This is a genomic window from Phreatobacter stygius, assembly GCF_005144885.1.
Taxonomy (GTDB): domain Bacteria; phylum Pseudomonadota; class Alphaproteobacteria; order Rhizobiales; family Phreatobacteraceae; genus Phreatobacter; species Phreatobacter stygius.
The window spans coordinates 3349445-3364002 of record NZ_CP039690.1 but is presented as its reverse complement, the minus strand read 5'-3'; the positions used below and the strand labels follow the sequence as shown (position 1 = coordinate 3364002).

At 68.0% G+C, this 14558-nt stretch carries 16 protein-coding genes; 14 read left to right on the top strand and 2 right to left on the bottom strand.

Annotated elements, in window-relative coordinates:
* Positions 1–90 precede the first annotated feature (90 nt).
* The 10 genes from E8M01_RS15730 to E8M01_RS15680 all read left to right on the top strand — a co-directional run bounded on the left by E8M01_RS15730 (position 91) and on the right by E8M01_RS15680 (position 8946).
* Positions 91–657 carry a hypothetical protein gene (locus E8M01_RS15730; RefSeq protein WP_136960974.1) on the top strand — a complete coding sequence of 189 codons (567 nt, stop codon included), beginning with the start codon at positions 91–93 and terminating at the stop codon, positions 655–657.
* Positions 657–1967, top strand: a complete 1311-nt coding sequence (locus E8M01_RS15725; protein ID WP_136960973.1) for a radical SAM/SPASM domain-containing protein — start codon at positions 657–659, stop codon at positions 1965–1967. The genes E8M01_RS15730 and E8M01_RS15725 overlap by 1 nt, the downstream gene beginning before the upstream one ends.
* A gap of 260 nt (positions 1968–2227) precedes the next feature.
* Positions 2228–3466, top strand: a complete 1239-nt coding sequence (locus E8M01_RS15720; protein ID WP_136960972.1) for a phage tail sheath protein — start codon at positions 2228–2230, stop codon at positions 3464–3466.
* A gap of 2 nt (positions 3467–3468) precedes the next feature.
* Positions 3469–3984 (top strand): phage major tail tube protein, encoded by a 516-nt coding sequence (locus E8M01_RS15715; protein WP_136960971.1) that lies wholly within the window; start codon positions 3469–3471, stop codon positions 3982–3984.
* A gap of 8 nt (positions 3985–3992) precedes the next feature.
* Positions 3993–4535, top strand: a complete 543-nt coding sequence (locus E8M01_RS15710; RefSeq protein WP_136960970.1) for a hypothetical protein — start codon at positions 3993–3995, stop codon at positions 4533–4535.
* Between the two features lie 173 nt (positions 4536–4708).
* Positions 4709–6718, top strand: a complete 2010-nt coding sequence (locus tag E8M01_RS15700) for a phage tail tape measure protein (RefSeq protein WP_136960968.1) — start codon at positions 4709–4711, stop codon at positions 6716–6718.
* Positions 6715–7104 carry a phage tail protein gene (locus tag E8M01_RS15695; protein WP_136960967.1) on the top strand — a complete coding sequence of 130 codons (390 nt, stop codon included), beginning with the start codon at positions 6715–6717 and terminating at the stop codon, positions 7102–7104. The genes E8M01_RS15700 and E8M01_RS15695 overlap by 4 nt, the downstream gene beginning before the upstream one ends.
* Before the next feature lies 1 nt (position 7105).
* Complete coding sequence (locus E8M01_RS15690; protein ID WP_136960966.1) at positions 7106–7333, top strand: tail protein X; 228 nt, start codon at positions 7106–7108, stop codon at positions 7331–7333.
* A 3-nt stretch (positions 7334–7336) separates the two neighbouring features.
* Positions 7337–8383, top strand: a complete 1047-nt coding sequence (locus E8M01_RS15685) for a phage late control D family protein (protein ID WP_136960965.1) — start codon at positions 7337–7339, stop codon at positions 8381–8383.
* Positions 8384–8580: 197 nt separating this feature from the next.
* Positions 8581–8946: a hypothetical protein gene (locus E8M01_RS15680; protein ID WP_136960964.1), complete on the top strand. Its 366-nt coding sequence runs from the start codon at positions 8581–8583 to the stop codon at positions 8944–8946.
* Positions 8947–8958: 12 nt separating this feature from the next.
* On the opposite strand, the gene maiA is transcribed toward E8M01_RS15680, so the two are convergent.
* Complete coding sequence (maiA, locus tag E8M01_RS15675; protein WP_136960963.1) at positions 8959–9603, bottom strand: maleylacetoacetate isomerase; 645 nt, start codon at positions 9601–9603, stop codon at positions 8959–8961.
* A 66-nt stretch (positions 9604–9669) separates the two neighbouring features.
* A complete protein-coding gene (locus tag E8M01_RS15670; protein WP_246088749.1) occupies positions 9670–10176 on the bottom strand; it encodes a MarR family winged helix-turn-helix transcriptional regulator in 507 nt (168 codons plus the stop codon).
* A 205-nt stretch (positions 10177–10381) separates the two neighbouring features.
* On the opposite strand from E8M01_RS15670, the gene E8M01_RS15665 reads away from it, so the two are divergent.
* From E8M01_RS15665 to E8M01_RS15650, 4 genes are read left to right on the top strand one after another with little or no spacing between them, the layout of a single operon-like run.
* Positions 10382–11395 carry a fumarylacetoacetate hydrolase family protein gene (locus E8M01_RS15665; protein WP_136960962.1) on the top strand — a complete coding sequence of 338 codons (1014 nt, stop codon included), beginning with the start codon at positions 10382–10384 and terminating at the stop codon, positions 11393–11395.
* Positions 11392–12639, top strand: a complete 1248-nt coding sequence (locus tag E8M01_RS15660) for a cytochrome P450 (RefSeq protein ID WP_136960961.1) — start codon at positions 11392–11394, stop codon at positions 12637–12639. Before E8M01_RS15665 ends, E8M01_RS15660 begins: the two co-directional genes overlap by 4 nt.
* 5 nt (positions 12640–12644) lie before the next feature.
* Entirely contained in the window at positions 12645–13598 is a 954-nt protein-coding gene (locus E8M01_RS15655) for an MBL fold metallo-hydrolase (RefSeq protein ID WP_136960960.1), read from the top strand.
* A gap of 35 nt (positions 13599–13633) precedes the next feature.
* Positions 13634–14557, top strand: coding sequence for a DMT family transporter (locus tag E8M01_RS15650; protein WP_136960959.1), 924 nt, complete (start codon positions 13634–13636; stop codon positions 14555–14557).
* Position 14558: the final 1 nt, after the last annotated feature.

Sequence of the window (14558 nt, the reverse complement as noted above, 5' to 3'; positions counted from 1 at the left end):
GGAACAGTTCCCGACCGGGACGATATCGATCGCCGACTTCTACGGGAAGGTGACATTCGCGCTCAGCGCCTGTGCCTGTGGTGATTGCGCATGATACGCAAGCTCACGACAGACGACGCCCGATCGACCGTTGAATTCGGCGACCGCATGATCCACGCGAACGGCCTCGAAATGTCGCTGTCCCATAAGATAGCGATGCAGTCGGCGTTGTTGCGCCGCCTCTGGACGGTCACGACGCATGCATTGTTCTTTGACGACGCGATACGCGACGCCATGATCGTGTGCGTGAACGAGCCAGGGAGCCGCGAGTGGTTGATCCAATCGGAGCTTGCCGCCGTCTTCGCTGGTCCTGCCGCGGCGGTCGCGCTCGTTGACCACGCCGTGACCCATTTTGAAGGCCTGGACTGCCGGGCGTGCTGGGCAACCGCTCCGGCTGGCTTCGACCAGGCGACAGCCGCCGACAATCCCGCCGGCAGGCTCGGCACCTATCGCCGCACTGTGACGGGGATCATTCCGGCAGGCGTGTCGTTCCCGAACCTCCCGCCGCCGACGCACGATCCGAGCGTGCCGTGGCTGCAACCAGACCGACGAACCTATCTGGCGTCGCCGCCGATGCCCATGGACCGTTCCGTCATCCGCTACGACAGGCCCGCCTGATGTTTTCAATTCATGCCATGGACAAGGCCGGTCGCCAGCGGACGTTCGGCTACGACCAGCACACGTCCCGCCTGACGGACGAGCGCGGGGACCTTGTCGTGCAACCGGGGTCGCCGATCCACACGATGTCCGGCGTCTCCCCGCCCGGCGCGTGGCCCGTGCCGCTCGGCCCGCTGACGCCGGATGAGCCCGGCCGCAAGAGCGCAGCCCCGCGCCGCTTGAAAATCCAGCTCGGTCTTGGCTGCAACTATGGCTGCTCCTACTGCCTTCAGGGGCAGCAGAAAGGGACAGCCGAGAAGACCTCCACCCGCGACGCCGAAATCTTCCTCGCGCAGCTCGACCGCTGGCTCGATCCTTCGAGCCTGACCCGCATCGAATTCTGGGGCGGCGAACCGCTGTTGTATTGGCACAAGATCGAAGTTCTTGCGCCGGCTCTCAGGGCGCGGTTCCCGCAAGCAGAATTCGGCACGGTTACGAACGGGTCTCGCGAGGGCGACAAGCCGCTGATGACGCGCGAGCGCCTGGACCGGATGCGGGAATGGGGGTTCCACTTCGCGATCTCCCATGATGGCCCCGGTCAGGGCATCCGTGGTCCCGACCCACTGGACGATCCCGAAGTCCTGGACCTGTGGCGCTATGCGGCAGACACGTTCGGCCATCGCCTGTCCATCAACGCCGTGCTCACGCCCGTGTCGAGCGACCCTGTCGCTGTCACGACGTGGCTGCGCAAGCGTTTGGACCGGCCCGAGCTTGTGGTGAGCTTCGAGGGGGTCGTCCACGAGTACAACGAAGGCGACCCGACCTCGAGGTTCTCTCCGGCGCAGCTCGCCGAGCTGACAAGCCGTGTCGTGGACGGCGTCATGACGGGCGCGCTCACCAAGGTCCCGGCCTTTCAGCGCAAGGTCAGGGATTGCATGAACTCTATCCTTCGGCAGCGCCCCTCGTCGGTGCTCGGGCAGAAATGCGGAATGGATCGGGAAGACCAGCTCGCCGTCGACCTGCTCGGCAATGTCGGCACCTGCCAGAACGTCTCGACCAAGGGGCCGCATCGCATCGGCCATGTCATGGCGATGGACAAGGTCAGGCTCAATACCTCCTGGCGCTGGTCGGCCCGCAAGGAGTGTCCGACCTGCCCGGTGCTGCAGCTCTGCCAAGGCGCCTGCATGTATCAGACCGGTGACGGCTGGGTGTCGTCCTGCAATGCCGAATTCGCCTATAACATGGCCTTCCTCATCGTCGCCGTGCAGTTGCTCACCGGCACGCGCGTCGTGTCGCTCGACGGCCCCGCGCTCAGGCCGCAATACGCCTGAGCTCCGGCCGCCTGGCCGGCTCAAGACCTTCGACCCGGCCGGCCTCGCGCCGCCCGCACCAGCCACCGGCCCGGCCTCGCACCCGCGAGGCCGGGCCGGTTTCGTTTCGCGCGCCCGACGCCGTCCGCCCCCATTCGCCATTCACCACGCGCTATTCGCCCCCCGAAGGGGCCGCATTTGCCGCCCTCATGCGCGCGCGCGCGGCATGGTCAACTGCTCCTCGAAGGCCCTGACGCCAATGAAACGAGGACCGACCGCTCATGACCGAGCTTCCGCGCCACCACGGCACACGCATTATCAGGTTGAACGACGACCAGCCGCTGTTGCGCGTGCCGGATCGCGACGTCATTGGCGTCATGGGGATCGATGCCGCGACCGTCAGCCCGATCTGGGAGCTGAACAAGCCGGTCGGGCTGATCAATGACGATGCCGACGACGCCAAGATCGCCGCGCTGACGCCGGGTTCGGACCTGGCGATCAAGATCAACGCCATCCGGGTCGCCTCCGGCGGCCAGGCGCGCATCGTCGCGGTCCGCACCGCCGAGAGCACCAACGCCAATGCCGCGACCAAGCTCGAGGAGACCATTGCCAACATGGTCGGCAATGCCAGCGCCTTTACCGGCTGGCACGCTTTCAAGAAGGCCAAGGTCGAGACCGGCCTGACGCCCAACCATTTCACCTTCGGCTCGTTCACCGCGCATCGCCTGGGCGATGCCAAGAATCCGATCCTGGCGGCCATCGAGCCCTATTGCGAGGCGCGCCGCGGTTTCGTTTATGCCGACCTGCCCTCGACCACGCGCGAGGCGGCGGTTGCCTATCGCGCCGATTCCGGCTCGCTCTCGACCATCCTGATCGACCCCCGGGTGAAGGCGTCGAGCGACACCGGCACCACCGTGCTGCAGGCCGCCAGCCCCTGGGTGCTCGGCATGGGCATGGGCGTGATCGCCAATGAAGGCTTCCACTTCTCCTGGTCGAACCGCAATATCGGCGGCATTGTCGGCACCGAGCGGCTGATCGACTACGACATCAGCGACCACACGACCGAAGCCAATTTTCTCAACACCAATGCGATCAACACGATCGTGCGCGACCAGGGCTTCGAATATCAGGGCGGCCTGACGGCGGCCGAGGACAGGCGCTGGCAGTTCCATCCGGTCGTCGCCGCGCGCTACGCCTTCGAGGTGATGGCCGCGACCGAGCTGAAGCCGGTGATGGACCGGCCGATGACCGCGCCGCAGGTGATCAACACCATCGCCGCGCTCGACGACAAGGCCAAATATTGGGCCTCGATCGGCATCCTGGCCGGTGGCCGGGTCGAGCTGCAGCCGCACAAGAACCCGTCGGCCAAGCTGCGCGACGGGGTCATCCGCATCACCTATACGGCCGAGGAAGTTCCACCGATCTACACGCTCGAAATCGAGAGCGCGCGCGACCCGCGCTATCTCGTCGACATGGTCGGCCGGATCGTCCGCGCGCTCGACAGCACGTTGGAGGTCTGACCATGGCTTACATCAAGACGGGACGGTTCTGGTCGGTCGCCATCGGCGACAGCCTGAAGCTCGCCAACAACGCCAAATTCACCCCGCCGAAGCTCAAGCATATCCGCCAGACCTATGCCGGCGGCGGCATGGCCGGCCAGGTCACCTCCTCGATCGGCCTGGTCGAGGCGATGACCGCGCCGATCGTCTTCTCCGACTACGACCTGGAGGCGGCGGCACTTGCCGGTTTCGGCCCGGGGGCGGCCAAGCCCCTGCTGCTTCGGCGCGAATTCTACGAGCCGCGCACCGGCACCTCGAGCGTCGAGGTGTTCCGCATGGTGGCCCAGGCCGATCTCGAATTCGGCACCTGGGACCGCGGCACCACCGGCGGCGAGATGACCGTCACCCTGCATATCCAGTCGATGCGCTGGCTGAAGGGCCAGGTCGAGATCTATCATGTCGATCCCGAAATGGGCATCTTCTCGGGTCTCGGCCTCAACCAGATCCAGAGCGCCATGTCGCTCATCGGCACGGGCTGAGCACTCAGATGGCCGTCACCCGGATCAAGCTGTCGCCGCCCTTGGTCTTCGACCAGCGCACCATCGCGGTGATCGAACTGAAAGCGGCGACAGCCGCCGACATGTTCGCCGCCGCCCGCAATCTCGGCGAGGGCGGCGAGGCGGAACTGAAGAACCGGCTGGCGGCGCTCGCCAGCGGCCTGCCGCACGCCGCCCTGCGCGCCGTGCCGCTCGCCGTGCAGCGGGCGATCGAGACCTGGGGCGACCGGCAATGGCGCGAGCCGCCGGCCGACCTGCCGGAACCGGCGCGCGAACCGCGCGCCGGCGACTGGATCGACGCCTTCGCGCTGTCGGGGGCCAAGGCCAGCCGTTCCGAGGTCGAGGCCCGGATCTATGCCGCCTGCGCCGGCGTCACGCTCGACGCCATCGCCAGGGCGCCGCTGTCGAGCCTGATCACCATCCGCAGCTGGTACGACGCCAAGATCGGCCAGGCGGTCGAGGTCGAGACGGCTGACGAGACCGGTGAAGAGGCTGGCGGCACGCCGGCCGCGGACCCTTCGCCGGAGGGGTGAGCATCGGCGCGCTCCTCCTCGTCTTCGAAACCGTCGCCGGCACTTATCCGTTTCCGAGGAGCGACCTGATGGCCATGACGCTCGCCGAACTGACCTGGTGGCGCAAGGCCGCCGAGATCCGCCGGGTCCGGCGCCAGGTGGATCTGGCGCTGGCGATCAGGGGAGGCTGAGCCATGGCCGAGACGCCATCCTCGCCGTCCGCGCCCGGCGGCATGCTGAGGCGCCTTTGGGACTATATCGGCGGCCCCGTCTACGATACAGCCAAGCACGGCCTCGAGGTTGCGACCGAGCTCGACCGGACGATGGTCGACCTCGGCCGCGTCACCCGCGCGACCGGCGACGAGCTGGAGGCCGACCGCGAGACGCTGCAGCGCACCGCGCGCAATACCGGGCTGGCCACCAAGGACATTGCCGGCATCATGACCGCCGGCCTGCGTGGCAGCCGGCCCGCGGCGGACCGGACGCGCTTCACCGAATATGGCGCCAGGGCAGCCGTCGCCTGGGGCGCCGACTCCGCCGAAACCGGCCGGGCACTCGCACACGCCGGCCGGGCCTTGCAGGCCAGCCAGCCGCAACTGGAACGGGTCACCGACACAGCCACCGCCGGCGCCCACGCGGTGAATGCCGCTCCGCTCGACATGATGTCGCTGGTCGGCAAGGTCGGCCGCGAGGGCCGCGGCATGGGCCTGTCGCCAGACCAATTGGTTCCCTATGGCGCCGCCATGCACGTCGCCGGCGTGGAGACCGACGACGCCGCCACCGGCTTGAACGCGCTGTTCGGGGCGCTGGGCAATCGCGGCAATCGCGGCGAGGAATTCGCCGGCGCTTTTCGCCGCGCCGGGATCGACCTGGGGCAGTTCGACCGGCAGCGCGCGCGCGACCCGAACGGCGCGATCAACCGCTACCTGGAAACCGTGCGCGGCATGACCGATGTCGCCAAGCGGCGCAAATTCCTCAACGACACGGTCGGCGAAAGCGCGGCCGATGCCATCGAACGGCTGGCCGAGGAGAACCCGCGCCGGCGCGAAATCGAGCACGATCTCGCCGCGCGGGGCACGGCTGGTACGGTCGATCGTGAATTCGCGCAGGCCAGGGGCAGCAACAGCGGCGAAATCGACCGCAGCAGGCGGCTGTTCGACGACGTCACCGGTCGCGCCGGACGACGGGCGCTCGACGGCATTGGCGTCGGTGCCGGCGCCGTCAACCGGCAAGCCGAGGCGGAGTATCCGACCACCGCGGAAGCGGTCGCCGCAGGCAGGGCACGGATCCTGCGCGAAGAGATCGCAGGGCTCGATCGCGACATCGCCGAGGCCAGGCGAGACGGTGGCCTCGCCGGTCGTGTGCCCGGATTGGAACAGACCCGTGCGGCCAAGCAGGCCGAGCTGGCCGCCGCCCAGCGCGCCGCAGCCGGTCCGCCCGGCGCCAATGACGGCACCGCCAGCGCGGCTGTGCCCGGATCGCGGCCGGGCGATGCGCCGGGAATGCCCGGCGCGCCTGTGCCGATGCCGCGCCCGGCCGAGGCCGAGGCGCAATATCCGCAGACGCCGGCGACGCTGCGGGCCGAGTTTGGCATCGTCCAGGCCGAGCAAGCGACGGCGCTCGCCGAAGCCGACCGGCTGCGCAATGGCGGCGCTGCTTTCAACGCGCCGGAGCGCGCGCAGTACCAGAGGATATGGGAACGGATCGGCGCGCTCGAGGCGCTCGGCACCGCGCTCGACCAGCGGATCAGGGCGATGACGCCCGCGGCAAGCCCCGCTGGAGCGGCCGGAGCGAACCTGCCCGGCGCCGCGACCCGCCCGAGCACCGGCGCGGCGCCGGCGCCCGTGCCGCCGATTCTCGAATCGCCGGGCGGGCCGGTCCAGCCGCTGCCGATGTTGGGCGGCCAGGCACCCGACGCAGGGTCGTCCACCGGACCGTTCACCCCCCTGCCCATGTCGGGCGGCACGGTCAGGCCGAACGCCGACAACTGGACGCTGCCGACGCGCGCAAGCCTCGACGGCGGCGAGGCCGGCGGCCATGGCAATGGTCTTAGCGGCGCGCGCGGCGCGCCGGTCTCGGTCGCCATCACCATGGGCGGCGTCACCGTGGCGCAGCACGGCCTGTCGGTTGCCGAACTCGCCCAGGAACTCGGCACGCGCATCGCCCAGCGTCTCAACGGCAGCCTGCATGAGGCCCACGCATGAGCCTGGTCATGATCATCGGTCCGGTGGCTTTCGGCCTGCGCGCCTTTTCCCCGCATGCCCGCGAGGTCAATGCCAAGTGGCGCTGGCACGAGGTCGAGCGCATCGGCGCCTATCCCGGCCTGCAGTTTCTCGGCAAAGGCGCCAAGTCGATGGCGCTGGTGGGCACGCTGATGCCCGGCGCGGTGACCGGCCATTCGGCCGCGACACCCTATGCGCTGGAGGCTTTCGGCGATCTCGGCCAGCCGCTGCCGGTGGCGCTCGGCAATGGCGACTATTGGGGGCTGTGGGTGATCGACAGCCTGAAGGATGCCGGCCTCTATCTCGGCCTCGGCGGCGTCGCGCGGAAATCCGACATCACCCTCACCCTCAAATATTTCGGCGGCTGACATGGCGCGGGTCATCACCACAGGCGACGAATTGCTCGACCAGCTGATCTGGCGCGAACTGGCGCCGCGGCCGGCCGACCAGCGCCGGCTCTATGCCGCGGCGCTGGCGCTGAACCCGCATCTCCTGGCCGAGCCCGGCCGGTTGCCGGCCGGCCTTCCGGTCAACCTGCCGGCACGGCCGGATCCGGCCGCCAAGACGCCCGCGCCCATGCTCCGGATCTTCGGCTGAGCCATGCTGGATCGGTTCGGCATCGATCTCGCCCCGTTCATGCGCGACGGCCATACGCCGGCGATCTGGTGCCTGGTCGACGGGCAGAACGTGTCCGACCTCTTGTTCTCGCGGATGATGCGGGCCGAGGTGGTCGACGGCATCGGCATGCGCAACGACACGCTGGCGATCACCGTCGACAACAGCCAGCCGAAAATCGCCAGGCCCAAGGTCGGCGCAAGGATAGAGTTCGGCGGCGGTTACAAGGAAACCGGCATCATCCGCTTCGGCTCCTACACCATCACCGAGGTCGCCCATGAGTTCTATCCGGACCGGCTGACCATCACGGCCAAGGCCTTCGACGACCGCAAGGCGGCCAAGGAGCGGCGCAACAGGGCCTATGCCGATACCACGCTCGGCCAGATCTATGGCGAGATCGCCGGCCGCATGGGTCTTGCGCTGGCGATCGCGCCGGCGCTCGCCACCGTCAAGGTGTCCTATCTCGCCCAGCGCGCCGAGAGCGACCTGCATCTGGCCACCCGGCTGGCGCGGCGCGAAAATGCCGCCGCCGCGCCCAAGGACGGCCGGCTGGTGGTGGCCCCGCTCGGCCAGGCCAGGTCGGTCACCGGCCAGGCGCTGCCGCCGCTGGTGGTCAAGCCTGCGGATCTCGCCGGCCCGGGTTCGGTCAAGGTCACCGAGACCGAGGCGCCGACCCACGGCCAGGTCGTGGCGCCCTGGAACGACCGGGCCACCGGGCGCATCCGCACCTTCACGCTGTCCGGCCTCGGCGGCGCCGCCGCCTTCACCTTCCGCGACCCGTTCCAGAACGAGGCCGACGCCCGGCGGGCCGCCGAGGGCAAGCGCGGCGAACTGGCGCGCGCCCGCGGCAAGCTGTGGATGCGGCTCTACGGCCGCCCCACCGCCCAGGCCGAGGCCAATCTCACGCCCGCCGGCATCGACCCCGCCGTCGACGTCACCTGGTCGATCACCAAGGTCAAACATACCTTCGCCGCCAATCTCGCCTATCTGACCGAGATCGAGGCCGTGCCCCCGGGCAAGACCACGTCCTGACCGGCCCGGCGCCCACCGCCGCCCGCCCGGCCATCACAACCGCGCCCGAACGCCCGGCCACCCGAGGCCGGCATGCTGCCATCCGACCGCGCGCCAAATGCCATTCGATCGCGCGCGCTACAGGTGCAGAGCAGCCGGGATCTTGCACAGGCCAAACGGCACCCCACATCGCGTGGAGCGAGGAGGAAGGTCCGCCTATGCGCAAATTCATCTGGTGGGGCACCGGCATAGCGATCGCGCTCTGGTCGATCGTCGCCTTCATCGCCTATTCGCTGATCGACCTGTTCGGGTCGAGCGCCGCAGGCATGAGCAACGTGCCGGGCTTCACGCCCGACCCCTATTCGTTCGGCTGGTTCGCCGATGCGCTGCACAGCCTCGGCCTTTCCGTGGTGTTCCTGGTGTGGCTGGTCGGCGCTCTCGGCATCCTGGCCGGTGCCGGCATCGGCCATGCCGTGTCCGGCGGCCGACGCACCAGCTTGCCGGAACGGCGCAGCTGGGGCTCGTCGATCCCGTCGAACCCACCCGCCGCGACCGGCCACCGCGACCACGGCCATCGCGGCTGAGCCACCCGCCCATTATTCGGCGTCGGGTTGCGCCTCCGGGCGCGCATCGGCGAAAGCCTTCAGCTTCAGGCAGGCCTCGGTGATTGCAATGAGCCGTGGGAAGTCGTCGAGCGGCACATTGAAGCGCCGGGCGTTGAACATTTGCGGCACGATGCAGAGATCGGCGACGGTCACCGCCGCCCCGAAGGCGTAGGGACCGGGCTCGACCAGCCGTTCCAGCGCCGTGAAGCCATCGCGGATGAAATGGCTGTACCATTGGCTGATCGCTTCCGACGACTGGCCCATGACCGTCTTGAGATAGCCGGTCGTGCCTGGATTGTTCAGGGGATGAATGTCGCAGGCGATGAGCTGGGCCGCGGCGCGAGTCCGCGCCCGGGCAATCGGGTCGGTCGGCAGCAGTGGCGGTTCGGGAGCGATCTCATCGAGATATTCGATGATGGCGAGCGATTGCGTCAGCACGGCCTCGCCTGCCGGCCCGTCGACGATCAAGGCCGGTAGCCGGCCCTGCGGATTGATCGCGCGGTAGGCGGGCTTTTTTTGTTCGCCGCCGTCGCGGACGAGGTGGATGGGGACCGATTCATAGCTCAGTCCTTTGAGATTCAGGGCAATCCGGACGCGGAACGCGGCGGATGAGCGGAAGTAAGTATAGAGTTTCATCGGGGCCTCCCAGCAGCAGCTTAAGCGCAGCCCGGCGCGTCGTCATCGACGATCGGCCCGACCGGCTCAGTCTTCTCCGTTCGCCTCGGCGTTGTCGCGCAACAGCTTCAGGCCGCGGTCCATCAGCTTGGCGAGCAAGATATCGAGTTCGGCGCGCTCGGTCCTGGTCAGGCCCTGGGTCAGCTCGGCGGCAAAGGTCAGGGCGACCGGCACCAGATCGTCATAGATGGCGCGCCCATGCTCGCTCAGCGACAGAAAGGCTTCGCGCAGATCCTGCCGATTGGCCCGGCGCTGCACCAACAGACGCTTCTCCAGAACCGCGACGGCGCGCGAGACCTTGGTCTTGTGCATGCGGCTATGGCTGCCGATGTCCTTGGCGGTCATGGCGCCGAACTGGCCGAGCGTCGCCATCACCCGCCATTCCGGAACGCCGATGCCGTAGCGCTTGGCGTAGATGCCCGAGAGCCCCTGGCTGACAATGGTGGCCAGCACATTCAGCCGGTAGGGCAGGAAGGTCTCAAGTTCCAGCTTCGCAGCCGATCCGGCTTGTCCTTCCATCGCACGGCCGTCCATCGGGTTTTTTCCCCGCCGGAGAACAAGCGTCCGGCTAACCAAATCTAGGATGTGGCGGCAGCCCGCGCAACGCGGGAGACCCATGCCCGGCCGAACCGGACACTCCGTTGCGAAGACGCTGGCCAATCCGGCTCCGACAGGCTTTGATAGCTCCCCGGCCGATGACGTCCGGATCGTGCTTCGATAGCCGCCGAGGTTCGCCTACATGAAACTTGCTTCGCTCAAACACGGCCGTGACGGACGCCTGGTGATCGTGTCCAGGGATCTCACCCGCGCGACCGATGCCTTCCCGGTGGTGGCGACGCTGCAGGCGGCCCTGGACGACTGGGAGCGGCTGTCGCCACGGCTCGCTGACCTCGCCGAACAGCTGGAAATCGGCTCGGTGCCGTCATTCCGCTTCCACGAACATCATTGCGCAAGCCCGCTGCCGCGCGCCTATCAATGGGCCGATGGCTCAGCCTATGTGAACCACGTGGCGCTGGTCCGCCAGGCCCGGGGGGTGGAAATGCCACCGTCGTTCTGGACCGACCCGCTCATGTACCAAGGCGGTTCGGATTCGTTCCTCGGGCCGCGCGACCCCATCACCTTGCCGGACGAGGCCCATGGCATCGATTTCGAAGGCGAGGTCGCCGTCATCACCGACGACGTGCCGATGGGCGTAACCCCGGCCGCAGCACGTGGGCTGATCCGGCTCGTCATGATCGCCAATGACGTCAGCCTGCGGAACCTGATCCCCGGTGAGCTCGGCAAGGGTTTCGGCTTTTTCCAGTCGAAGTCGTCAAGCGCCTTCTCTCCCGTGGCGGTGACGCCGGACGAACTGGGCACGGCCTGGCAGGACGGCAAGCTCAGCCGGCCGCTGCTCGCCTTCTTCAACGGCGAACCTTTCGGCAAACCGGATGCCGGCGTCGACATGACCTTCGACTTCGGCACGCTGATCGCCCATGCCGCCAGGACCCGGCCGCTGGTCGCGGGCACCGTCATCGGCTCCGGCACGGTGTCGAACCGCGATGCCGATGGCGGTCCCGGCAGGCCGATTGCCGAGGACGGGCTCGGCTATGTCTGCATTGCCGAGCTGAGGACGGTTGAAACCATTCGCAACGGCGAGCCGAAGACACCGTTCATGCGCTTCGGCGATGCCGTGCGCATCGAGATGAAGGATGCCAAGGGACATTCGATTTTCGGCGCCATCGATCAGATCGTCAGGAAACACCACCCGTGACGACGACGGCGGCGACCGGCTCGGAGCGGAGCCCCGCCGCCGAGCTCGCGGCGCGTTTCGACCTGCGCGCGCCGCCCGAAGGCTTCACCGACGATCCCTTCCCGATCTACCGGGCGCTGCGCGAACACGAACCGGTCAGGCGCATGCCCGACGGCTCGATCTTCCTGACACGCCATGCGGACCTCGAGGCCGTCTACAAGGACACTACGACTTTTTCGTCCGACAAGCGGGTCGAATTCGCTCCGAAATATGGCGACAGCCCGTTGTTCCGGCATCACACCACCAGCCTGGTGTTCAACGATCCGCCGCTGCACACCCGGGTGCGCAAGATTCTCGCCGGCGCGCTCAATCCGCGCGCGGTTTCGGCGCTGGAAGCCAATGTCGAGGCCCTGGTCGACCGGCTCATCCAGGCCATGGCGAAGCGCGGCGAGATCGACCTGATAGACGATTTCGCTGCGGCCATTCCGATCGAGGTGATCGGCAACCTGCTCGCCATTCCCCATGGCGAACGCGAGCCGCTGCGCGACTGGTCATTGGCCATTCTCGGCGCGCTCGAGCCGGTGCTGGCGCCTGAACAGATGCAGCGCGGCAACCAGGCCGTCAGCGATTTCCTGGCCTATCTCGAAACCCTGGTGGCGCGCCGGCGCCAGACCCCGGGCGATCCCGACAAGGACGTCCTGACCCGGCTGATCCTGGGCGAAGCCGACGGCGACCGCCTGTCGGAAGCCGAGCTTCTGCAGAACTGCATCTTCATCCTCAATGCCGGCCACGAGACGACCACCAACCTGATCGGCAATGCGCTCTGGCTGATCGACCGGTGGCCGACAGAGCGGGCCAGGCTGATCGCCGATCCAGGCCTTGCCCGGCTGGCGGTCGAGGAGGCGCTGAGGGTCGAGAGCTCAAACCAGCTCGGCAACCGCATCACCACCGCGGCCACCGCGATCGGCGATGTCGCGCTCGAAGCCGGCACCCGCGTGACGTTGTGCATCGGGGCTGCCAATCGCGACCCGGTGGTGTTCGCCGATCCGGACCGTTTCGACGTCGGACGCCAGCCGAACCGCCATCTCGGCTACGCCTCGGGACCGCATCAATGCGTCGGCATGGCAGTTGCGCGTCTGGAGGGCCGCATTGCCGTGGGCCGTTTCCTCGCCCGCTTTCCGTGCTATCGGCTGACCGGAACCGCCATCCGGACCGGACGCCTGCGCTTTCGTGGGTTCCAGTCGCTGCCCGCCATTCTGGAGTGACCCCTGTGAGCAAGGCCTTCGCCTCCACCGCCGATCTCGGCCCGAAAAAGATCTCGTTCGACCAGCTCGGCGAGGGGCTCTACGCCTATACCGCGGAAGGTGATCCGAATTCCGGCATCATCGTCGGCGACGACAGCTGCATGGTGATCGATGCCCAGGCGACACCGGCCATGGCGGCCGATGTCATCGCCAAGGTCAGGACGGTCACCGACAAGCCGATCAAATATGTCGTACTGTCGCATTATCACGCGGTGCGCGTGCTCGGCGCCTCGGCCTATGACGGCGCGACCATTCTCGCCTCCGACGCCACGCGCGGCCTGATCGTCGAGCGCGGCGAGCAGGACAAGGCCAGCGAAATCGGCCGGTTCCCGCGGCTGTTCCCCGGCGCCGAATCGATCCCGTCGGGCCTGACCTGGCCGCATGCCACCTTCGCCCGCGAGATGACGGTCTGGCTCGGCAAGCGTCAGGTGAAGCTGATGCATCTCGGCCGGGGCCACACAGCCGGCGACATCGTCGCCGTCGTACCGGATGCCGAGGTCGCCTTCACCGGCGATCTCGTCGAATATCACTCGGCCTGCTATTGCGGCGATGCCCATTTCAAGGACTGGCCGGCAACTTTGGACGCGATTTCGGCCCTGAACGCCAAGGCCGTCGTGCCCGGCCGCGGCGCGGCCCTGACCAGCGCCGCCATGGTCAAGGACGGCATCATGCTGACACGCGACTTCCTGTCGACGCTTTACGCCTCGGTTGCCGACAGCGTTGCCAAGAAGCGCTCGTTGAAAGAGGCCTTCGACGCCGCCCGTGTGGCGATGGATCCGAAGTTCGCCTCCTTCGCCATCTACGAACATTGCCTGCCGTTCAACGTCTCACGCGCCTATGACGAGGCCAGCGGCATCGACTGGCCGGTGATCTGGACCGACATTCGCGACCGCGAGCTGTGGGCCAAGCTGCAGGGCTGAAGGCGTCGCCAAGGTAGCATCATGAGTCGATCAGCATGACCCTGGGCATTCTCGCCGGTCTCGCAGCCGGCGCGCTCTGGGGCCTGACCTTCGTCGCGCCGCTGATGGTCGCTCCGTTCAAGCCGATGGACCTGGTGATCCTGCGGACGCTGGTCTTCGGCCTCGTGTCGCTGGCGCTCCTGGCCTCGCGCGGCTTTCGCGACTGGCGGGATCTTCCCGCCGGCATGAGCTGGACCCTGGTTCTGTTGGGCGCCGCCGGCTTCAACGTCTATTTCGGCCTGATCGCACTCGCCATTCCGCTCGTCGGCACGTCGATCGTCGCGCTGATCATCGGGGCCCTGCCCGTCGCCATGGCGATCGGCGGCAACCGGGGCACCGACCGATTGTCGTTTCGGCGCCTGCTGCCACCGCTGACGGCCATCGCGCTGGGCCTTGCCATCGTCAACGGCGCAGCCTTCGGCGAGACGCCGGAAGCCGGCAGGCCGGGCATTCTGCTCGGCGTCGCCCTGGCCGTCGGCGGCTTCGCCAGCTGGTACTGGTACGGCATGCGCAATGCCGCCGTCTTGCGCCAGGGCGAGGTGGCCGCCGATGCCGTCGGCTGGACCGCGCTGACCGGGACCGCAACGCTTGCCACCTTGCCCCTGCTTATCGCAATCGCCTGGGCGTGGGGCCTTTCCGCCGCCCCGTCGATCGGTCTGGCTGTGCCCGCGCTCGGGCCGCTGGTCGCCTGGAGCCTGATGGTCGGGCTGGCCTCGTCGTTTCTCGCGACCTGGCTGTGGTCGATCGCTTCGACCCGGCTGCCGGTTTCGCTCGCCGCCCAGTTGATCGTCTCGGAGACCCTGTTCGGCCTGACCTATGGCTTCATCCACGCCGGGCGCTGGCCGAGCCTCGCGGAGGCCGCCGCCATCGTGTTGATGGTCGGGGGCGTGGTCGGCGCGATCCGCGCCTTCACGCGCTGAG

Bases quoted from the DNA above. Each gene is read 5' to 3' on its own strand.
- E8M01_RS15730 (WP_136960974.1), top strand. From the start codon at position 91: ATGATACGCAAGCTCACGACAGACGACGCCCGATCGACCGTTGAATTC.
- E8M01_RS15725 (WP_136960973.1), top strand. From the start codon at position 657: ATGTTTTCAATTCATGCCATGGACAAGGCCGGTCGCCAGCGGACGTTC.
- E8M01_RS15720 (WP_136960972.1), top strand. From the start codon at position 2,228: ATGACCGAGCTTCCGCGCCACCACGGCACACGCATTATCAGGTTGAAC.
- E8M01_RS15715 (WP_136960971.1), top strand. From the start codon at position 3,469: ATGGCTTACATCAAGACGGGACGGTTCTGGTCGGTCGCCATCGGCGAC.
- E8M01_RS15710 (WP_136960970.1), top strand. From the start codon at position 3,993: ATGGCCGTCACCCGGATCAAGCTGTCGCCGCCCTTGGTCTTCGACCAG.
- E8M01_RS15700 (WP_136960968.1), top strand. From the start codon at position 4,709: ATGGCCGAGACGCCATCCTCGCCGTCCGCGCCCGGCGGCATGCTGAGG.
- E8M01_RS15695 (WP_136960967.1), top strand. From the start codon at position 6,715: ATGAGCCTGGTCATGATCATCGGTCCGGTGGCTTTCGGCCTGCGCGCC.
- E8M01_RS15690 (WP_136960966.1), top strand. From the start codon at position 7,106: ATGGCGCGGGTCATCACCACAGGCGACGAATTGCTCGACCAGCTGATC.
- E8M01_RS15685 (WP_136960965.1), top strand. From the start codon at position 7,337: ATGCTGGATCGGTTCGGCATCGATCTCGCCCCGTTCATGCGCGACGGC.
- E8M01_RS15680 (WP_136960964.1), top strand. From the start codon at position 8,581: ATGCGCAAATTCATCTGGTGGGGCACCGGCATAGCGATCGCGCTCTGG.
- maiA (WP_136960963.1), bottom strand. From the start codon at position 9,603: ATGAAACTCTATACTTACTTCCGCTCATCCGCCGCGTTCCGCGTCCGG.
- E8M01_RS15670 (WP_246088749.1), bottom strand. From the start codon at position 10,176: ATGGACGGCCGTGCGATGGAAGGACAAGCCGGATCGGCTGCGAAGCTG.
- E8M01_RS15665 (WP_136960962.1), top strand. From the start codon at position 10,382: ATGAAACTTGCTTCGCTCAAACACGGCCGTGACGGACGCCTGGTGATC.
- E8M01_RS15650 (WP_136960959.1), top strand. From the start codon at position 13,634: ATGACCCTGGGCATTCTCGCCGGTCTCGCAGCCGGCGCGCTCTGGGGC.